16 protein-coding genes are annotated in these 19,264 nt (G+C 71.4%); 6 read left to right on the top strand and 10 right to left on the bottom strand.

Translation table 11 applies throughout. The features are described from left to right. The first annotated feature begins 323 nt into the window (after window positions 1-323). From EDF50_RS11285 to EDF50_RS11270, 4 genes are all read left to right on the top strand, one after another. Entirely contained in the window at window positions 324-1,679 is a 1,356-nt protein-coding gene (locus EDF50_RS11285; protein ID WP_233570570.1) for a branched-chain amino acid ABC transporter permease, read from the top strand. Between the two features lie 12 nt (window positions 1,680-1,691). Further along, window positions 1,692-2,675: a branched-chain amino acid ABC transporter permease gene (locus EDF50_RS11280; RefSeq protein ID WP_056043448.1), complete on the top strand. Its 984-nt coding sequence runs from the start codon at window positions 1,692-1,694 to the stop codon at window positions 2,673-2,675. 43 nt (window positions 2,676-2,718) lie between these two features. After that, window positions 2,719-3,834, top strand: coding sequence for an ABC transporter ATP-binding protein (locus EDF50_RS11275; protein ID WP_123519712.1), 1,116 nt, complete (start codon window positions 2,719-2,721; stop codon window positions 3,832-3,834). 80 nt (window positions 3,835-3,914) lie between these two features. Next, entirely contained in the window at window positions 3,915-4,637 is a 723-nt protein-coding gene (locus EDF50_RS11270) for an ABC transporter ATP-binding protein (RefSeq protein WP_123519711.1), read from the top strand. Between the two features lie 554 nt (window positions 4,638-5,191). On the opposite strand, the gene EDF50_RS11265 is transcribed toward EDF50_RS11270, so the two are convergent. From EDF50_RS11265 to groES, 3 genes are all read right to left on the bottom strand, one after another. Further along, the gene (locus EDF50_RS11265) at window positions 5,192-6,517 is read right to left on the bottom strand and encodes an ABC transporter substrate-binding protein (protein ID WP_123519618.1); all 1,326 of its coding nucleotides are present in this window, start codon (window positions 6,515-6,517) and stop codon (window positions 5,192-5,194) included. Window positions 6,518-6,679: 162 nt separating this feature from the next. After that, window positions 6,680-7,612, bottom strand: a complete 933-nt coding sequence (gene rarD / locus EDF50_RS11260; RefSeq protein ID WP_123519710.1) for an EamA family transporter RarD — start codon at window positions 7,610-7,612, stop codon at window positions 6,680-6,682. 246 nt (window positions 7,613-7,858) lie between these two features. After that, the gene (gene groES / locus EDF50_RS11255) at window positions 7,859-8,155 is read right to left on the bottom strand and encodes a co-chaperone GroES (RefSeq protein WP_123519617.1); all 297 of its coding nucleotides are present in this window, start codon (window positions 8,153-8,155) and stop codon (window positions 7,859-7,861) included. Window positions 8,156-8,299: 144 nt separating this feature from the next. On the opposite strand from groES, the gene EDF50_RS11250 reads away from it, so the two are divergent. After that, complete coding sequence (locus EDF50_RS11250; RefSeq protein ID WP_123519616.1) at window positions 8,300-9,493, top strand: class I SAM-dependent methyltransferase; 1,194 nt, start codon at window positions 8,300-8,302, stop codon at window positions 9,491-9,493. 126 nt (window positions 9,494-9,619) lie between these two features. Here EDF50_RS11250 and EDF50_RS11245 read toward each other — a convergent pair whose 3' ends face one another. The 6 genes from EDF50_RS11245 to EDF50_RS16455 all read right to left on the bottom strand — a co-directional run bounded on the left by EDF50_RS11245 (window position 9,620) and on the right by EDF50_RS16455 (window position 16,143). After that, the gene (locus EDF50_RS11245) at window positions 9,620-10,540 is read right to left on the bottom strand and encodes a DUF4190 domain-containing protein (RefSeq protein WP_233570568.1); all 921 of its coding nucleotides are present in this window, start codon (window positions 10,538-10,540) and stop codon (window positions 9,620-9,622) included. A 178-nt stretch (window positions 10,541-10,718) separates the two neighbouring features. Next, complete coding sequence (locus EDF50_RS11240; protein ID WP_123519615.1) at window positions 10,719-11,120, bottom strand: DUF4190 domain-containing protein; 402 nt, start codon at window positions 11,118-11,120, stop codon at window positions 10,719-10,721. A 120-nt stretch (window positions 11,121-11,240) separates the two neighbouring features. Continuing rightward, entirely contained in the window at window positions 11,241-12,335 is a 1,095-nt protein-coding gene (tsaD, locus tag EDF50_RS11235; protein ID WP_233570566.1) for a tRNA (adenosine(37)-N6)-threonylcarbamoyltransferase complex transferase subunit TsaD, read from the bottom strand. Beyond that, on the bottom strand, window positions 12,332-12,871 hold the full coding sequence (gene rimI / locus EDF50_RS11230; RefSeq protein ID WP_123519614.1) for a ribosomal protein S18-alanine N-acetyltransferase: 540 nt from the start codon (window positions 12,869-12,871) through the stop codon (window positions 12,332-12,334). Before rimI ends, tsaD begins: the two co-directional genes overlap by 4 nt. Next, window positions 12,868-13,542, bottom strand: a complete 675-nt coding sequence (tsaB, locus tag EDF50_RS11225; protein ID WP_123519613.1) for a tRNA (adenosine(37)-N6)-threonylcarbamoyltransferase complex dimerization subunit type 1 TsaB — start codon at window positions 13,540-13,542, stop codon at window positions 12,868-12,870. The genes rimI and tsaB overlap by 4 nt, the downstream gene beginning before the upstream one ends. A gap of 108 nt (window positions 13,543-13,650) precedes the next feature. Next, window positions 13,651-16,143, bottom strand: a complete 2,493-nt coding sequence (locus EDF50_RS16455) for a nitrous oxide reductase family maturation protein NosD (protein ID WP_148076823.1) — start codon at window positions 16,141-16,143, stop codon at window positions 13,651-13,653. Between the two features lie 296 nt (window positions 16,144-16,439). Between EDF50_RS16455 and EDF50_RS11205 the strand changes: the two genes are divergently transcribed. Further along, window positions 16,440-17,753, top strand: a complete 1,314-nt coding sequence (locus tag EDF50_RS11205; RefSeq protein ID WP_123519609.1) for a hypothetical protein — start codon at window positions 16,440-16,442, stop codon at window positions 17,751-17,753. Here EDF50_RS11205 and EDF50_RS11200 read toward each other — a convergent pair. Next, window positions 17,701-19,263, bottom strand: coding sequence for a glycosyltransferase family 39 protein (locus EDF50_RS11200; protein WP_123519608.1), 1,563 nt, complete (start codon window positions 19,261-19,263; stop codon window positions 17,701-17,703). The genes EDF50_RS11205 and EDF50_RS11200 overlap by 53 nt on opposite strands. Window position 19,264: the final 1 nt, after the last annotated feature.

Genomic DNA, 19,264 nt, shown 5'->3' with positions numbered 1-19,264 from the left:
TGGCACCGGATCGCCGTCGAGTCCGGTAGTCGATATTAACCCAGCCCGCGCCTCCTGCATTCCTCTCGCCTGCGGGCGTCCGCGGCGACGAGGAGGCGCGGCACGGCCCCCGGGGGGACGCAACGAAACGGCACCGTTACCGATCCGACACACGGAAGATTCGTGATTCTCGCTCGACATGGGGGATTCTGTACCGACTCCACTCCGTCTCGCACCTGAAACATGCTCGACACACAGCGGAGTTACTGTCAGCGACGACGACGCCCCGGGAGCAGAACGAGACCGCCCGAATCTCGACGGGGCGCTTCCCACCAGGAGGTTTTGTGAGACTCTCGACGACCATCGCGTCGCGGCCACGGCTGCGGCAGTCCCTGATCGTGACGGCCTCCGCCGTACTGCTCGGACTCCTGGCGACCTTCATGGGGGCGTTCGCCCCGACGGCCGCCCACGCCGCGGCCGCCGCCTGCACCACCGACACGGCGACCGGGTGCATCCAGGGCACGATCAACGACAGCGACCGCGAGCCCGCCTCGGGCGTCGACGTGACCGCGACGAACGCGACCGGCGCCGAGCAGACCGCGACCACCGACGACACCGGTCGATGGAGCATCGCGGTGACCGAGGCCGGCAGCTACACCGTCACCGTCGACCAGGACACCCTGCCCGATGGACAGTTCCTGGTGAACGCCGACAACGCCGAGCGCACCGTGACCGTCAACCTCGGGGCCACCGCGAGCGCGCTGTTCGCCCTGACCGCCGAGGAAGGCGCCACGAGCGGCACGGCCGCCGCGACGAGCTTCAACTGGGACCGCTTCGCCCAGCAGTTCGCCTCGGGCATCCGACTCGGTCTGCTGCTCGCCCTCGCGGCCATCGGCCTGTCCCTGATCTACGGCACGACGGGCCTCAGCAGCTTCTCGCACGGTGAGCAGGTGACCCTCGGTGGCCTGCTGGCCTACTCGTTCACCTCGATCGGGGTGCCCCTGATCCTGGCCGCGGTGCTCAGCACCGTGATCTGCGCGGCCACCGGATACCTGCAGGACCTCGCGATCTGGAAACCCCTGCGGAAGCGGCGGCTCAGCCTGACTCAGCTGATGATCGTGACCATCGGCCTGTCGATCGCCCTGCAGTACGCGTTCCAGTACTTCTACGGCGCCGGCACCGTGCGCATCGACCGCGACAACCCGACGACCGTGGACTTCCTCGGCGTGACCCTGACGGTCCAGTCGTACGTCGCGATGGCGATCTCGGTGGTCGTGCTGGTCGGCACGGGTCTCTTCCTGCTCAAGACCCGCACCGGTCGCGCCACCCGCGCCGTGTCGGACAACCCGGCCCTCGCCGCCGCCTCGGGCATCGACGTGGACCGCATCATCCGTCTGGTCTGGACCCTCGCTGCCGGCCTCGCCGGCCTCTCGGGCGTGATGCTCGGCCTCGTGCTCAACGGCGTCAACTGGATGACCGGCCTGCAGATCCTGCTGCTGATCTTCGCCGCCGTCACCCTGGGCGGGCTCGGCACGGCATTCGGCGCCCTGGTCGGCTCGCTGATCATCGGCATCATCGTCGAGCTGACCAACATCTGGCTGCCCGGCGATTTCAAGTACGCGACTGCGCTGCTGATCCTGATCCTGATCCTCGTGTTCAGACCACAGGGCATCTTCGGGCGAAAAGAACGAGTGGGCTAAGGGGACACGACCATGTACTTCATCGAACTCCTGCGGGCGCTGAGCGCCGAGGCCCTCGCGCCCACGACGGCCGCCTTCGCCATCGCCGCGATCGGCCTGAACATCCACTTCGGTTTCACCGGCCTGATCAACATGGGCCAGGCGGCGTTCCTGCTGCTCGGTGCCTACGGCTTCGCCATCTCGATCAGCAACGGGCTGCCCCTCGGGCTCGCCGTCATCATCGCGCTGCTCTGCTCGTTGGTCTTCGCGCTCATCCTCGGCGTGCCGACGTTGAAGCTGCGGGGCGACTACCTGGCGATCGTCACCATCTGCTCGGCCGAGATCATCAGGTACGTGGGACGGTCGAGCATCCTGACCACCACGACGGGTGGCTCGAACGGCATCCCCGGGGCCTCGTACCGCGAGGCCTTCACCGCCCTGTCGCCGCTGCCGGACGGCCAGACCACGATCCTGTGGTTCACCTACGAGAACAACGGCGTCAACGGCTGGTGGATCCGCATCGCCGGCTGGAGCATCGTGGCCCTGCTCAGCCTGCTGGTCTTCCTGCTCAGCCGCAGCCCGTGGGGCCGTGTGCTGAAGGGCATCCGCGAGGACGAGGACGCCGTCCGCAGCCTCGGCAAGAACGTCTACTCGTACAAGATGCAGGCCCTCGTGCTCGGTGCGCTGATGGGATCGCTCGCCGGCATCATCTACGTGCTGCCGAGCTCGGTGCAGCCGGACAGCATGGGGCGGTCGATGACCTTCTTCATCTGGACGGCCCTGTTGCTCGGTGGTGCGGCCACCGTGTTCGGCCCGGTGCTGGGAGCGATCCTGTTCTTCGTCACCCGCCTGCTGGTGCGCACCCTCGCCGGCGACTTCATCCCGTCGAGCATCATGAACGGCCAGCAGGCCGAGCAGTTCTCGTACATCCTCGTCGGCATCGCCCTGATGCTGCTGATCATCTTCAGACCACAGGGCATCCTCGGAAAGAAGAAGGAGTTGGCGTTCAGTGTCTGACACCTCGAGCACCACCAACGGACCGGCCCCGAGCGGCAGCACGCTGCCCCGCCGCGAGGGCTACGACTACGATCGCAGCGTCCTGCGCTCGAAGCTCACCACGGTCGAGCGGACCCCGGGGTCGGCCAAGCCCGACCCGATCCTCACGGTCGACAACGTCGTCCGACGGTTCGGCGGCATGACCGCCGTCGACGTCGGCCACGTCGAGGTGCAACGCGGTGCCATCACGGCGCTGATCGGCCCCAACGGCGCCGGCAAGACCACCTTCTTCAACCTGCTGACCGGCTTCGACAAGGCCTCGTCCGCCCCCACGGCGTTCAAGCGCAGCGGCCCGGGCATCGCGAAGTGGGTGTTCGAGGGCAAGGCCATGGGCAACGTCGGCGCCGCCAAGGTCGCCCGCTCGGGCATGGTGCGCACGTTCCAGCTGACCAAGGCGCTCTCGCGGCTCACGGTGATGCAGAACATGCTGCTCGGTGCGAAGGACCAGCCCGGCGAGAACTTCTTCGTCGCGATCGTCGCCCCGCTCTGGCGCAAGCGCGAGCGGGAGATCGAGGCGAAGGCCGAAGACCTCCTCGCCAGGTTCAAACTGCTCGAGAAGAAGGACGACTTCGCCGGCAGCCTCTCGGGCGGCCAGCGCAAACTGCTCGAGATGGCCCGCGCCCTGATGAGCGACCCGGCGATGATCATGCTCGACGAGCCGATGGCCGGCGTGAACCCCGCGCTGACGCAGTCGCTGCTGGGACACATCCAGAGCCTGCGGGACGACGGCACCACCGTGCTCTTCGTCGAGCACGACATGCACATGGTCCGGCACATCTCGGACTGGGTGATCGTCATGGCCGAAGGGCGCATCGTGGCCGAGGGCCCGGCCGACACGGTCATGGACGACCAGGCCGTCATCGACGCCTACCTGGGCGCGCACCACGACACCGACCTGGGCGACGACTCCTTGCTCGACGACGCCACGCTCGAACAGCTCGAAGAAGAGGTGGCACGCGAGGACGCGGCCCGCGCCGCCGAGGCGACCGGCGCCTCCTCGTCCACGGGCGGCGTCGCGGGACGCGACCTGCCCGGCCACCCCGACCCCTCGACCCCGCAGGCCACGAACGCGGCCGACGACCAGCTGTCCGACGGGCAGCAGAGCGGAGACAAGCGATGAGCACGGCACAGGACGGCGCGGGCGCCACGACCGCCCCCAAGCACCCGGGCACCGAGAAGTTCGCCGGCGTCGAGCCGGTGATGAACGCGACGGACCTCGTCGCCGGCTACCTGCCGGGCGTCAACATCCTCAACGGGTGCGACCTCGTCTGCTACCCCGGCGAGCTGATCGGCATCATCGGCCCGAACGGCGCCGGCAAGTCGACGCTGCTCAAGGCCTTGTTCGGCCAGGTCAAGATCCACTCGGGCTCGGTCACCCTCGGCGGTGCCGACATCACGAACCTCAAGGCCAACAAGCTGGTCGAGGCGGGCGTCGGCTTCGTGCCGCAGACCAACAACGTGTTCCCCTCGCTCACCATCGAGGAGAACCTGCAGATGGGCATGTTCCTGCGCCCCAAGAAGTTCGCCGAGCGCCTCGAGGTCATCTACGACCTCTTCCCCGTGCTCGCCGACCGCCGCGGCCAGCGCGCCGGATCGCTCTCGGGCGGCGAACGCCAGTCGGTCGCCATGGCCCGGGCCCTGATGATGGACCCCAAGGTGCTGCTGCTCGACGAGCCGTCCGCCGGCCTGTCGCCCGTCCGCCAGGACGAGACGTTCATCCGCACCCGCCGCATCAACAAGGCCGGCGTCTCGGTGATCATGGTCGAGCAGAACGCCCGCCGCTGCCTGCAGATCTGCGACCGGGGCTACGTCCTCGACCAGGGCCGCAACGCCTACTCGGGCACCGGGCGCGAGCTCGCCGACGACCCCAAGGTCATCGAGCTCTACCTCGGCACCCTGGCGAAGGACGTGGACGCGTCCTGACGCCCCCGGTGGCAGCCTGAGGCCCCGATCACGCCCTGGCGTGGTCGGGGCCTCGTGCGTGCACCCGGCGGGGCGTCGGGGGCTGCGCACCGCGTGTCGTGCAGCGCACCCGGTCTCGACGCGGTGCGGTGCACGGAACGCGGTGCGGAGGGGGCGCGGGCCCCACGGTCGGCAGGGCCCGGGCCGGGGACGAGAACGAGGAGGCGCGGTGCCGGAGGACGCGGACGTCGCGACCTGCCTGCGGTCCGGCTCCGCGCCTCCCGGACTCGAGACCCTGGTGTCGGGGCCACACCGTCTTGCGCACCACGTTTCGTGCAGCACACCTGTTCTCGACGCGGTGCGGTGCACGGAAGGCGGTGCGACGAAGGGCGGGGCGGGGCGGACAGGCGCGGGCCCCACGGCCGGCAGGTCCGGGGACGAGGAGGCGCGGTGCCGGAGGACGCCGACGTCGCGACCTCCGCGCGGCCCGGCACCGCGCCTCCCCGACACGCCGAAGGGCCCGGCACGATGACTCGTGCCGGACCCCGGGTGATGCGAGGTGCTGCGAGGTGCTGCTATTCGACCTTGCCCTCGATGCCGGTCTGGTAGACGGGCTTGTTGTCGGCGTCGAACGTGTAGACGCCGATCGAGGCGGACGACGGGTCGTTGTTGTCGTTGAACGATCCGATGCCCGAGGGGCCGGTGTAGTGGATGTCGTCACCGGCGTCGAGCGCGGTCTTGCAGTCCGCGTAGGTCGTGCAGGAGGTGCCGCCGTCGGTGCCGGAGACCGCGGCCATGTTGGCCTGGATCGTCCCGGCGTCGGTGCCACCACCGGCCTGGGCCGCGAGCGCGGTCAGGATGACGGCGTCGTACGACTCGGCCGCGTACGAGAAGTCGGCCAGGTCGCCGCCCTCGCTCGCCTTGTAGCCGGCCACGAGCTTCGACTTGAAGTCGGCGCTGGCGTCGGCACCGGGGATCGTGCCCTTGGCGCCCGCGAGGGTGCCGGGCTCGAAGTCGGCGCTGTAGTCGGCCGTGTTGCCGTCGGACATGTAGACCTTGCTCATGTCCCAGCCCTGGCTCTTCAGCTCGGGCACGATCGACTTGGTCTCGTCGAAGGCCAGGATGACGATCGCGTCGGGCTCGGCGGCGATGGCAGCCGACACCTCGGACGAGAACGTGGTCTGACCGGGAGGGAACTCCTCGCCCTTGCCTGTGCCGCCGTAGACGACGGTTCCGCCAGAGCTCTCGATCGACGTCTGCGTCGAGTCGCGCAGACCCGTGCCGTAGGTGTCGTTGAAGACGAGGAACGCGACGTTGGCGTTGCCGTCGGCGGTGATCTGCTGGCCGAGCGCCGAGCCCTGGACCGAGTCCGGCGGAGCGGTCCGGTAGTAGTACGACGAGTACCCGCTGAGCGAGCTCGCCGTGTTGGCCGGCGAGATCTCGATGATGCAGTTGCTGGTGAGCTGGTCGACCACGTTGAGCGTGACGCTCGACGACTCGGCACCGAGCACGACGGGCACCTTGGCGTCGATCAGCTGCGTCGCGGCGTTGCTCGACACGGTCATGTCGTTGCTGTCGCCCGAGTCGGTGCTGGTCGAGATCTCGGCGGGCTGGTCGAGCACCCCGCCGGCGGCGTTGATGTCGCTGATGGCGAGGTTCGCCCCCGCGATGGCGGGCGGGCCGAGGTAGGCCAGGGTTCCGGTCAGCGGCAGCATCGTGCCGATCGCGAACGGATCGGTGCTGGGCGTCCCGACCTCGCACTTGGCGGCGGGATCGGCCTTGGCCGACGACGACGACGACGAGGCGTCGTCAGAGGGAGATGCCGTCGAACAGGCAGCGAGCAGCACGGAGGCTGCGCCGGCGAGAGCCAGTGCTCGGAGGGCGGTGCTGGATCGGATCATCCGTGGAACCCTTTCGTGGACAGCGGCAGTGCAGTCCGACCGGTGGCGGTCGAACCTGCCGCGATTGGTCCGAAACTAGGGGTCGAATGTTTCTGGCGTGTGTTCTCGACGTCAAAGTGACGTTTCGTTAGCCATTCGTGACTTTGCGAGGGATGGTCGGTTCTAGGTCGTGGGTGCCACGGCGAGGGGTCGCCGCGACCGGCGCCCCACGCGCACCATGTCGACCGTGAGAACGACGGACGCGACCCAGACGATGGCGAAGCCGACCCAGCGCGCGACCGACATGTGCTCGCCGAGCACGACGACCCCGACCACGAACTGCAGCACGGGGGCGACGTATTGCGTCAGCCCCACGGTGGTCAGGGGCAGCCGACGTGTCGCCGAGGCGAACAACAGCAGGGGCACGGCGGTGATGACGCCCGTGCCGATCGTGGCGAGGGTGTGCCCGACGCTGACGGTGCCGAGCACGACACCGCCCCCGACGCCCGTCACGTGCAGGACGATCAAGGTCGCGGCCGCGAACGGCGCGATCCACAAGGTCTCGAGCGTCAGCCCGCCGACCGCGTCGACCCGACCACCGACCTGCTTCTTCACCAGGCCGTAGAGCCCGAACGAGAACGCGAGCACGAGCGAGATGACGGGTGGCCTGCCCGCCCCGATCGCGATCACGAGGACGGCGACCGCGCTCAGCCCGACGGCCACCCACTGGGTCGTGCGAAGGCGTTCTCGCAGCACCACCACTCCGAGCAGGACCGTCACGATCGGGTTGATGAAGTAGCCGAGCGCCGCCTCGACCACGTGCCCGCTGAGGGTGGCCGAGATGAAGACCGTCCAGTTGACGACGATGAACGCCCCGGCCAGGCCCATGGTGCCCACCACGCGCGGCTGCCGCAGCAGGGCCAGGAACGAGCGCAGCGCCCCGGTCGCGACGAGCAGCACCGCGCAGAAGACGAGCGAGAACAACACCCGCCAGGCGACGATCTCGAACGGGCCCGCCGGGGCCAGGAGGAGGAAGTAGACCGGCAGCACCCCCCAGAGCCCGTACGCCCCCAGCGCATAGGCCAACCCGGCCCCGCCGGCCCCGGTGACGCCCAGCCCCGAGGTCGGGGTGGTGGGGGACGAGGAGGCGCGGGTCGAGGTCACCAGGCGACTCTAGGTCGCTGCGCCCGCCGCGGGAACGTCCACTCCTGCCACCGTGGATCGATCGACGGACGATCCCGCCTGGGGACGAGTGGTCGCCGGTCGGCGAACCGGCGACACGACGAAGGCCCCTGCCGGAGCAGGGGCCTTCGGGACGGCGACCGGGGTCACCGCGGGCACGGCCGGAGCCGTGCCGAGGTGCTAGCGGACGATGACCGCCAGGACGTCGCGAGCCGAGAGGACGAGCAGGTCTTCTCCGCCGTACTTCACCTCGGTTCCGCCGTACTTGCTGTAGATGACCTTGTCGCCGACGGCGACGTCGAGCGGCACGCGGTTGCCGTTGTCGTCGATGCGGCCCGGGCCGACCGCCACCACTTCACCCTCTTGGGGCTTCTCTTTGGCGGTGTCGGGGATCACGAGACCCGAAGCAGTGGTCTGCTCGGCTTCGACCTGACGAATGACGATGCGATCTTCGAGCGGCTTGATGCTGACCGACACGGGTGACCTCTTCTTTCTCGGTGCTACGAAAACATGGGGGCTGGCACTTGCCGGGGGCGAGTGCCAGAACAACTGTAGGACGAGACTGGCACTCGGTCAATCCGAGTGCCAACTCCCCGGCCTGCGTGCGTCACACTGGACGACATGGATTCCTCGGAGCTGCTCGAAGTCCTCTCACCCGAGGGGCTGCGGCTGCTCGACTCGCTGCCGACGGGCGGCGGCACCGGCGACGACGTCGTCGGCACGGTGGCCGCGCTGCGGAAGCAGGGGCACTCCCCCGCCCTCGTGTCGGCGGTGCTCACGCAGGCTCGACTCCGCGGCCGGGCCGCGACCAAGTTCGGCGAGTTCGCGAGCCGCATGCTGTTCACCGAGGCGGGCCTCGAACAGGCCACGCGCCTCCCGGTCGCCGCCCGCCACGCCGGACGCTACGCCACCGCCGGCCTCGGGAGCGTGGCCGACCTCGGCTGCGGCATCGGCGGCGACGCCCTGGCCTTCGCCGCCCTCGACCTCGACGTGCTCGCCGTCGACCGGGACGAGGTCACCGCGGCCGTCGCCTCGTACAACCTCGCGCCGTGGTCGTCGTCGCGGGTCGAACAGGGCGACGCGGAGACGACGGACCTCGGGGGCGTCGAGGGGGTCTTCCTCGACCCGGCCCGGCGGACGTCCGGTCACAACGCCACGAGACGGCTCGCCGACCCGGCCGACTGGTCCCCCGGCCTCGACGTCGCGTTCGGTTTCGCCGAGCGCCTGCCCACCGGTGTCAAGCTCGGCCCGGGTGTCGACCGCGAGCTGCTGCCGCCCGACGCCGAGTGCCAGTGGATCTCGGTCGACCGCGACGTGGTCGAGGTGGGCGTGTGGTTCGGCCCGCTCGCGCGGCCGGGCGTGGGCCGGTCGGCGCTGGTGATCAGCGCCTCCGGGGCGTCGGAACTGACGGCCGCGGCCGACTCCGACGACGTCGACGCGGGCGACCTCGGCGAGTACCTCTACGAGCCCGACGGTGCCGTGATCCGAGCCCGCCTCATCGGCGACCTCGCGCGCTCGCTCGGCGCTCGCATGATCAGTCGCGACATCGCCTGGCTGACGACGGAGACGCGGGTCGAGACCCCCTTCGCCCAGGGATTCCGCGTGCTCGAGACCTTCCCGCTCGACGAGCGGACGCTGAAGCGCGAGCTGCGGGCACGCGGCATCGGGCGCCTCGAGATCAAGAAGCGCGGGGTCGACGTCGACCCCGCGACGTTCCGCAAGCGACTCTCGCTGCAGGGGAACGGATCGGCGACCCTCGTGCTGACCCGGGTCGCCGGACGACACACGGCGTTGCTCTGCGAGCGCCTGGTCTGAGGCCGCCCGCGGTGCCGTCGTGACGACGACACCGCCGCCCGGACGAACGAACGGGCGGGCGGGCGGTGTCGTCCGCCGAGCGGAACCGACACCCCCGCCCGTTCGGACGCGGCTCGTGGAGCGGGGTCAGTACCCGCCGTAGTAGCCGGAGCTCGACGAGAAGCCGGCGATGAAGAGACCGAAGGCCACCCAGCCGATGACGATCAGCACGACGCCGGCGTAGCCGACGATCAGCCCGGTGAGCCAGAAGCCACGGGCGTGACGCTCCCGAGACATGCCGAGGTGTCCGAGCACGACACCGGCGATCGAGACCACGATCGACAGCCCGAAGGTCAGCGGCGCGAGCACGAGACCGGCGATCGAGCCGATCATCGACAGCAGGCTGAGGATTCGTGGCGGCTGCGCGGCCCCGGCCGAAGCGTACGGCGGGTAGGGCGAGCCGGAGGGCTGCTGACCGTAGCCGGGCTGCGAGCCGGAGGGCTGCTGACCGTAGCCGGGCTGCGAGCCGTATGGCTGCTGGCCGTAGCCGGACTGCGAGCCGTAGGGCTGCTGACCCTGAGGCTGCTGACCGTAGGGCTGCTGACCGTAGGGCTGCTGCCCCTGCGGCTGCTGGCCGTAGCCGGGCTGCTGCCCCTGCGGCTGCTGGCCGTAGCCGGAGTGCTGACCGTAGCCGGGCTGTTGCCCGTACGCGGACTGCTGCCTGTAGCCCGCCGGCGGCTGCGCGCCGGGCTGGCCGTACGGCGGTCGAGGCGGCTGCGGTGCACCGGGTGGGACCTGCCCCGGGCGGGACTGCGGCGACGGCGCTCCCTGGGGTGCCCCGTACGGTGCCGAGCCCGTCGGAGGCACCCCGGCCCCGGCGTACGGCGACGACGCGGGCGCCTGGGACGCCGCCCCGGGGAAGGCCGTCGGGGGCAGGGGTGGCGAGGCGGCCGCAGCACCCTCGGCCGGTCGCGTCGGAGGCGCGACGGGTGCGGCGGGCGGGGTCGGAGCCGAGGGCGCGGTCGGCGCCGAGGAGGGCTTCTCGGGGGTGGTGTCGTCGGTGGCCATCAGCTGCCTTTCGCGAGCGGGGCGTCGGTCGTGCCGCCGGAGCGACCGGTCACGCGCGTGACGGTCGCGTCCCGGGACACGAAAGGGCCCGCACCGTCCGGTGCGGACCCCGTCATGCTAGCGAGGGCGCCGATGAGCGGCCCCTGGGAGGCGCCGTGCGCCGGGGCGGCCCGTGGGCCTACGAGTTGTAGCTGCCGTCGTAGAGGTCGGGGTTGCTGGCGATGGCCCCGAACAGGACCACGGCGGCGATGACGGCGATGATCGAGAGGACGAACACGACGTAGCCGAGGATGAGTCCGGTCAGCGCCATGCCCCGGCCTTCTTCGCCACGCTTCTTGATCTGGCTGAGGGCGATGTGTCCCGTGATGATCGCGGCGATGCTCGAGATCGAGGTGAGGAACCCCGCGATGCCGAGGATCATCGACACGAGGGCGAGCGTGTTGCGCTGCCCGGGGGCGCCGTTCTGGCCCTGGTAGGCGGGCTGACCACCGTTCGGCTGCCCCTGGTAGGCCGGCTGCTGGCCCGGGTAGGGGTTCTGCGACGAGGGCTGGCCGTAGGGCGCGGGGTTCTGGTCGGTCATCGGGGACGTCCTTCTGCTGAGGTTCGGCCGGTGACGGCCGCGGTCGGTCGAGCGCTCATGCTACCGGCGACGGTAGGCCTGCGGCCGGGTGACGGGCCGCCCCGGCACCCCGCCGAGGCGTCAGACCGCCTGGACGGTCGTCACGGGCAGCGTCGAGTCGGCCCCGAAGTCGAGGGGCGACGGCGCGCGGCCGCGCGACACGAGTTCGGCGCCCAGCGCCGCGATCATGGCGCCGTTGTCGGTGCAGAGCGACAGGGGCGGCACGCGCAGCTCGACCCCGGCCGCGGCGCACCGTTCGGCGGCGAGCTGCCGGACGCGGGCGTTGGCGACGACTCCCCCGCCGAGCAGCAGCCGCGGCACGCCCCGGTCGGCGCAGGCCGCCAGCGCCTTCGTGAGCAGGACGTCGGCGACGGCCTCGCGGAAACTGGCGGCGACGTCGGCGACCGGGACCGCGCCTCCTTCGCTGCGGCGCTGCTCGACCCACCGGGCGACGGCCGTCTTGAGCCCCGAGAACGAGAAGTCGTACCGGTGCTTCGCGAGGTCTTTCGGCAGGGTGAGCCCGCGAGGGAAGCGGATGGCCTTCGGGTCGCCGCCCTCGGCGACCCGGTCGATCTGCGGCCCGCCGGGGTAGGGCAGGCCGAGCAGGCGGGCGACCTTGTCGAAGGCTTCTCCGGCGGCGTCGTCGATGGTCTCGCCGAGCAGTTCGACGTCGTCGACGAGGTCGCGCACGTGCAGCAGCGACGTGTGCCCACCCGAGACGAGCAGCGCGATGGTCGGCAGTTCGAGCTCGCTGCCGTCGTCGCGGAGCACGTCGGCCCCGACGTGCCCGACGAGGTGGTTCACGGCGTAAAGAGGCTTGCCCGTCGCGAGGGCGAGCGCCTTCGCCGCGCCGACGCCGACCATGAGCGCGCCGGCCAGCCCGGGCCCGCTCGTCACGGCGACGGCGTCGAGCTCGTCCGTCGTGACGCCGGCCTCGGCGAGAGCCGCGGCGAGGGCCGGTTCGAGCGCCTCGAGGTGGGCTCGGGCGGCGACCTCGGGCACGACGCCGCCGTAGCGGGCGTGTTCGTCCATCGACGACGAGATGACGTTGGCGAGCAGGGTGCGGCCGCGCACGATGCCGATGCCGGTCTCGTCGCAGCTGGTCTCGATGCCGAGCACGAGCGGCTCACGGGCCACCGGCCCGGCGGCGGACGAGGAGGCGCGGGTGGCGGTCACGGGCGGACGTCCTGTTCGTCGCGGGGCGCGTCGTCGAACGGCTCGACGCGGCCGGGGGCGGTCTCGGTGACGGCGGGCGGGACACTCAGCCGCATGACGACCGCGTCGACCCCGTCGGGCATGTAGTACCGCGCACGGACGGCGATCGGCTCGAAGCCGAGCGTCTCGTAGAGGTGCCGCGCCCCCGGGTTGTCGGCCCGCACCTCGAGGAAGACCTCGCGCACGCCGCCCTGGCGCGCCTCGGTGAGCAGCTGGGTCAGCATCGCCCGGCCGAGCCCGTGCCCCTGATGCTCCGCGAGCACGGCGATGGTCTGGATGTCGGCCTCGCGGGCACCCTTCAGCGCCAACATGCCGGCGTAACCGACGACGGTGGTGTCGTCTCCCGGGGCCGTGGCGACCAGGTACCGACCGCCGGGGGCGGTGAGCTCGTGCGTCATGCTCGCCCGCGACCACGCGTCGTTCGCGAAGGTCGACGTCTCGATCGCCATGATGCCCCCGAGGTCGTCGAGGGTGGCCGTCCGCAGCAGGACGCTCATCGGGTGACCGGCTTCGGCCCGGCCGAGGGGGTGACGTCGGGCTCGCGCAGGTAGAGCGGCTCGGCGTCGGCGAACGGGCGGCCGTGCTCGAAGAGCCGCTCGGCCAGCATGCCGAGCGCGGCCGCCGAGACCGTCGTCGCGTCGGGGTCGGTGCGAGGCCAGGACGAGGAGGCGCCGGTCGCCTCGTCGAGGTCGGCCGGCCGCACGAGGGCGGGGCCGACCGCGAGCACGGGCAGGCCGTCGTCGTCGAGACCCGACCACGAGCTGAACGCCACCTCGCGGCGACGGGCGTCGGTGACGACGACCAGCGGCGAGTCGACGGCTCCGCCGGAGGCGGCGACGGAGCGGCCGGCCGCCGCCGAGAGCCGCTCGAACGCGACGGCGTCGTGACTGCCGACCGACAGGCACGGCACGCCGGCGCCGAAGGCGAACGCGCGGGCGGCGGCGATGCCGACGCGCAGGCCCGTGAACGGGCCCGGGCCACGACCGGCGACCACGGCCGAGAGGTCGGACGGGGCGACGCCGGCCTCACGCAGGGAGTCGTCGATCAGACGGCCGATCACCTCGGCGTGACGCCGGGTGTCGGCGACCGTGTGCTCGGCGAGGACCCCGCCGTCGCGGTCGACGACGGCGACGGACGAGCCGGCTGAGGTGTCGATGGCCAGGATCACGGGGTCAATCGTAGGCGGTGTCGGGAAGCCGGCCCGCGCCTCCTCGTCCGCCGGACGCCGGACGCGACGAAGCCCGGCACCCCTGGGGTGCCGGGCTCCGTCGGTGGATCAGAACGCGCCGATGCGGCGGGCCGTGCCCGGCTGGCCGAGCAGTGCCGCGACGTCGGACGGCAGGGTGGCCACGATGCCGAGCGACGAGGCCAGCAGGCTGCCCATCCCGCCCAGGTCGAGGACGCCCGAGGTCTCCACGTTGCGCCAGGACCCGTTCTTGGCCGACAGGGCGGCGACCGAGTCGAGCCGGGTCACGGTCTTGTTGTCCCCGCCACCCCAGCCGACGAGCGTCGCCTGGGCCGTCGTGCGCCGCTGGTTGAAGGCGTTGCCGGTGAGCGAGATGCCCATCGAGTCGGCCGGGCGGTTCGTCTTGCCGTCGAGGACGAAGACCTGGTACGACCCACCGCTGCCGAAGGCGTTGTTGGCGATCGTGATCTTGCCGGTGACCCAGGTCATCGTCGGGTCGGGCAGGGGGCGTCGACGGTCCTGGCCGGTGGAGGCGGTGGCCTGCCGACGCTCGTCCTGGGTGATCTTGATGCCGAACTGGCTGAAGCCACCGATGGAGTTGTTGTAGACGCGGACGTCGTCGGTGTTGAAGATCTGCAGCCCGGCCTTGCCACCCGTGATGGTGTTGCCCGCGACGACGGCCTTGCTCGAGAGCTCGAGCTGGATGCCCGTCCACTCGTTGCCCTCGGCCGTGTTGTTGACGACCTTGCTGTCGTACACGGACTCGTCGAGCCACAGACCCGAGCTGTAGTTGCGGCTGATGTCGTTGTTCGACACCGTCACACCCCGCGAGCGGGTGATCTTGATGCCGCCCGAGACGGGAGCCTCCTTGAAGCGCTGCCAGTTGTTCTGGCGTACCACCGAGTCGGTGATCGAGAGGTCGTACGAGGCGTTCGTGCCGATGCCCAGCAGACCGCTGCGCTCGACGGTCAACTTCGACAGCGTGCCGCCGTTGTTCTCGAGGTTGATGCCGATCATGGCGTTGTCCTGGATGACGAGGTTCTCCGCCGTCGCGCCGGTGTTGCCGAGGCGGATGGCACCGCGCTCGGAGTAGGGCGTCGCGTAACCCCGGACGCCGAAGCCGCGCACGGTCGTGTCGGGAGACTGCACCCAGATGGCCTGCGCCTTGTTGCTGACGCGGACCGCGTGGCCTGCCGGGTCACTGCCGATGAGCATGCGTCCCGAGGCCGGGTCGGCCGCGAAGGTGCCCGGGGCGAGCCGGTCGGGCGTGACCTGGGTGAGCTGGACGCCGTCGAGGAACACCTGGTCGGGACGCGCCGCGAGCGGGAACGACGGCGAGACGAAGCGCGGGTTGTCGGTCACGTTGTCCATGACCGAGGACGGGAAGGCCGACCACGGGGTGCTCCACCCCGATCCCGAGCGCGACCACGACGTCACCGGGACGGACCCGTCGAGCCAGACGGCCTCACGCGGGTACGACTGGATCGTCACCTTCTTCTGGAAGGGCACGACGACGCTCTCGTTGTAGGTGCCGGCGCGGAGGACGATGGTCGCGCCCGACTTCGCCTTCGACACCGCCGCCGCGAGGGTGCGCAGGGGCGCCGCCTGCGAGCCGGCTGCGGCGTCGTCACCACTCGGCGACACGACGATCGCACCCGAGGGCACGGGATAGGAGGCCGAGCCGACGGGGAGCGAACCGCGGGAGCCCGCAGGAACGGTCTCGGGTTCGGGCGTCGGGGTGGGCGTGGGGGTCGGGGTGGGCGTGGGGGTAGGCGTCGGTGCCGGTGCCGGTGCCGGGGCCGGGGTGGGCGTGGCGTCCGACGGGCTGCCGACGACGACGAGGTCGTCGAACGACGTGCTCGACCGGGCGGTGTTGCCGGCGCTCGCGTACTGCCAGAGGCCGACGGAGCCGCCCTGCGAGACGCGGTCGGCGGCGGAGTCCGAGACGGCCAGCTGCCAGCCCGGCTCGGTCGAGCCGTCGACCCAGGCCTTGCCCTTGAGGCTCACGGTGGTCGTGCCCTCGGCGCGGAACGAGATCGCGAGCGTGGAGCCCGGCGCGACGCTCGACGGGAGCGCGACGCGGCCGAGCAGCGTCTCACCGGCCTTCTTGACCTTGGTCACGGCGAGGGCCACCTTGCCCGAGCCACCGGACTCGAGGCGGCCCCGGTAGGCGGAGCCGTCACCCTGGCGACGGAGCTCCCAGCCCTGGTAGAAGCCGGCCTTGGTCTTGGGCAGGGCGATCGTGCCCTCGACCTCGACGTCCGTGACCGAGACGCTCGCGAGCGTCGCCGTCGCGGTCGAGCCGGGAGCGAGGTTCGAGATCGTCGAGACGCCCGACCCCACCGTGAAGGAGGCCTTCGACGGGCCGGACCAGGTCGACCAGGCCCCTCCCTTGTCGGCGTTCCCCCAACCGGTCGTCGACGCACGGGCCGACGAGTCGGAGGCGACCGTGGTGGGGGCCGCGGAGGCGCTGGTCACCGGGACGAGGACGCCGGCCATGACGGCGGCGACGGTCGCCAGGGCGCCGACGGCGGTGCGGACACGGTGGGGCGGAGAGAGGCGAGGCTCGGGGGCGCTGGGCATCGTCACTGCTTTCGTCAGAGGAAGGTGTGGGCGATCCCGCCACGAGCTCCGGGGACGGAGGCTCGTGCGAGAGGAAGAACACCGCGCCATGACCCCAGGAAGGGGGCTTGCGCGGAATGGATCTGAGGGGACTGATTCTCACCCGGTCAGGACAAGAGGTGATCTTGTTACATTCACGCCTAGTCCGCAAGGGGCCGTCAGTCCCCAACAAGGTGGCTCCCACTCGGGTGTCGGCACTGTGGGGGACACCCACATGCGGGTCGTCGCGGCCGCCACCGTCGCCTAGAGTTCGTCGCATGACGCTGCTCCGAGCTGCCCCGTCGGCGCCGGCGGCCGACCGCCCCCACCGCACCCGCGCCTCCTCGGGTGACTCACGCGCCTGGGCCCGGGCGCTCGCCGCCGCGGCCCTCGTCGTGCTCGGGATGCGCTTCACCCTGCCCCAGGGCATGCAGGCGGGCTTCGTCGTGGCCGCACTGCTGCTGCCGGTGTGGTGGGGCTCCCTGCGACGACACCACTGGGGAGTCGCCTTCATGACGGTGGGCCTCCTGGCGGTCGTCCTCGGCCTCTGGCTGGGCGTCGCCAACTCGGGGGACCACGTGTCGGCGTCGTCCACGGTGCCGATGACCGTGATCCTGGTCGGCACCCTCTTCGGCGTGGGCCTCTTCCTCTGGGGGACCGAGGTCCTGACGCCCGACCGGGCCGTCCTGTGGTTCGGCGTCGGCCTGGCCCTGGGCTTCTCCACCGCGACGCCGCTGTTCGCGAGCAACCCCTGGAAGTTCGGGTTCGCCCTGCCGGTGACGGTCATCGCGTTGGCCCTCGCCGCACGGTACGGACGCCGATGGGAACTCGCCGTCCTGATCGCCCTGACGATCGTCGCCGCGCTCAGCGACTTCCGTTCGGCCTTCGGCCTGCTGCTGCTCGCGACCTTGCTCGTCTTCGCCCAGTTGGCGATCGTGCGGCCGCACCGACGCCCCTCCTTCGCGGCCGTCCTGCTCGGGCTCGGCGCCCTCGGGGTCGTGGTCTTCCAGCTCGGCCAGGCGCTCATCCTCGACGGCTACCTCGGCCTCGCGACCCAGGCGCGCAGCGTCGAGCAGCTCAGGGTCTCGGGCTCGCTCATCCTGGGCGGGCGGCCCGAGCTCGCCGCCACGGTCGCCCTCATGGAGCACCACCCGTGGGGGTTCGGAGCCGGGGTCGTCCCGACCGCCGACGACATCCGCATCGCGAAAGAGGGGATGAGCGGCATCGGGTACCAGCCCGACAACGGCTACGTCGAACGGTTCATGTTCGGCGGACACTTCGAGCTGCACTCGGTCGTCGGCGACCTCTGGGCACAATCCGGCATCGTCGGCCTCGCCCTCGTCGCGATCGTCCTCGGGGTGCTGGCCGTCGGCGTCGTCCGCCGCATCGCGGACGGCACGGCCAGCGGCATCCTGCTCTACGCCGCGGCGCAGAGCAGCTGGAACCTCTTCTTCGCTCCCTTCTACAGCGCGTTCCCGACGCTGGTCATCGCCCTGGCCCTGGCGTTCGTGCCCGTCGCCCGCGAGGGGCACGACCGGTTCAGGGTCGGCGCCACTCCTCCACTGCCGTCATCTCGCCGGCCCACCGGCTGACGACCTCGAAGCCGGCTGCCTCGAGGACCGCGTCGTCGTCCCTTGCCGTGGGTTCGTCGGCCGGCTCGACGACCCAGAGGCGCTCGACCTCGGTGAGCCGCGTCCGGGGCGAGTCGAGCGGCCAGGCCGTGCCGCGGAGGCTGTCCTGGTCGACGGGCCGGCTCCGGAGCGTCACGTCGACGAGACCGTCGAAAGCGTCGGGATAGACGACGTCGACGTTGGCCGTCGTCCGTTCGACCACCTGCGGCGGGTCGGCGTCGAGAGGAGCGAAGTAGACCCCGTCCCCGGGACGGGCGCCCTGCTCCACCACGGCCGCCGCCTCCGACCAGTCGGTGCCGCTCTTGCCCGTGACCTGGCGCTGGGACAGCCAGACCGGGGCGCACAGGGCCACGATCAGGACCAGTGCGGCGACGCGAGCGCCACGGCGCCGCAGGACGGTCACCCCGACCCCGACCAGGGCCGCGCACGCCGGAGCCGCGAAGGTGAAGTACCGGGGGTTGTAGAGCGGGCTCACCAACAGGCTGTACGCCACGACGACGGCGGTCGGGACGACGAGCACGGGGACCAGCACCCAGAGCGGCCCGGACCGTCGACCGCGCACCCCGACGACGACCGCGGCCGCCATCGCGATCCACCCCACGAGTGCCAGCGCGAGGGACGCCAGCGCCCACGGCTCGGTCGGCGACGCCGTCGAGTCGACCCGGGTGGGCGTCCCGCCGAGGAACCACTGGTTCACGACGACGCCGCGGATGATCTGCACGAGCCCCAGGGAGTTGTCGCCGAGCTGCCCCTGCTGACCGGCGGCCAGCAGCACGACCGGTGACGCGGCGAGACCTCCGGCCGCCGCGGAGACCAACCAGGCCAGCCGACGCCTCAGTCCGACACGGCGCCAGGCGACGACGGTGACGGCGTGGGCCACGGCGAGGAGCGCGACGTAGATGTTGAGCGCCGTCCCCGTGCCGACGAGCACGGCGTACCCGATCCACCGCGCCGCGCCTCCTCGGTTCAGGGCGACGACGAGCAGGACGGTCGCCCAGACGGCCACGGCCGCGCTGGGGCCGAACGAGCGCGCCTCGATGCCCATCCAGGTTATGCGTGGCAACGCCACGGCGACGACCGCACCCGCGACGGCCGCGTCCGGGCGGCCGAGCACGACGAGCAGACGGTGCACGCCGACGACGGCCACCCCGGCCGCGATCGCGCTCGGCAGGCGCAGGGCCGTGGGCGAGGTGCCCGCGACGGTCGTCCAGAGGTGCATCAGCAGGTAGTACGCCGCGTGCACGGCGTCGATGCGCTGCACGAGGGCCCAGAGCTCGGGCAGGCTGCGGGTCGCGGCCGACACGGTCGCGGCCTCGTCGGTCCACAGCGAGACGGTCGACGAACCGACGAGGGCCACGGCCGTGCCGGCGAGGCCGAGCGCGAGCGGGACGCCGATCGAGGAGGCGCGGGGCCGTCGCGAGGTCGCTGCGGCCCCGGCCGGGCGCGCCGTCGTCGGGGTGGTGGTCGTCATG

Origin of the sequence: Frigoribacterium sp. PhB24, assembly GCF_003755185.1 — a bacterium.
GTDB lineage: Bacteria > Actinomycetota > Actinomycetes > Actinomycetales > Microbacteriaceae > Frigoribacterium.
Note: the sequence above shows the minus strand (reverse complement) of the source record. Positions and strands in the feature narration are given on the sequence as shown.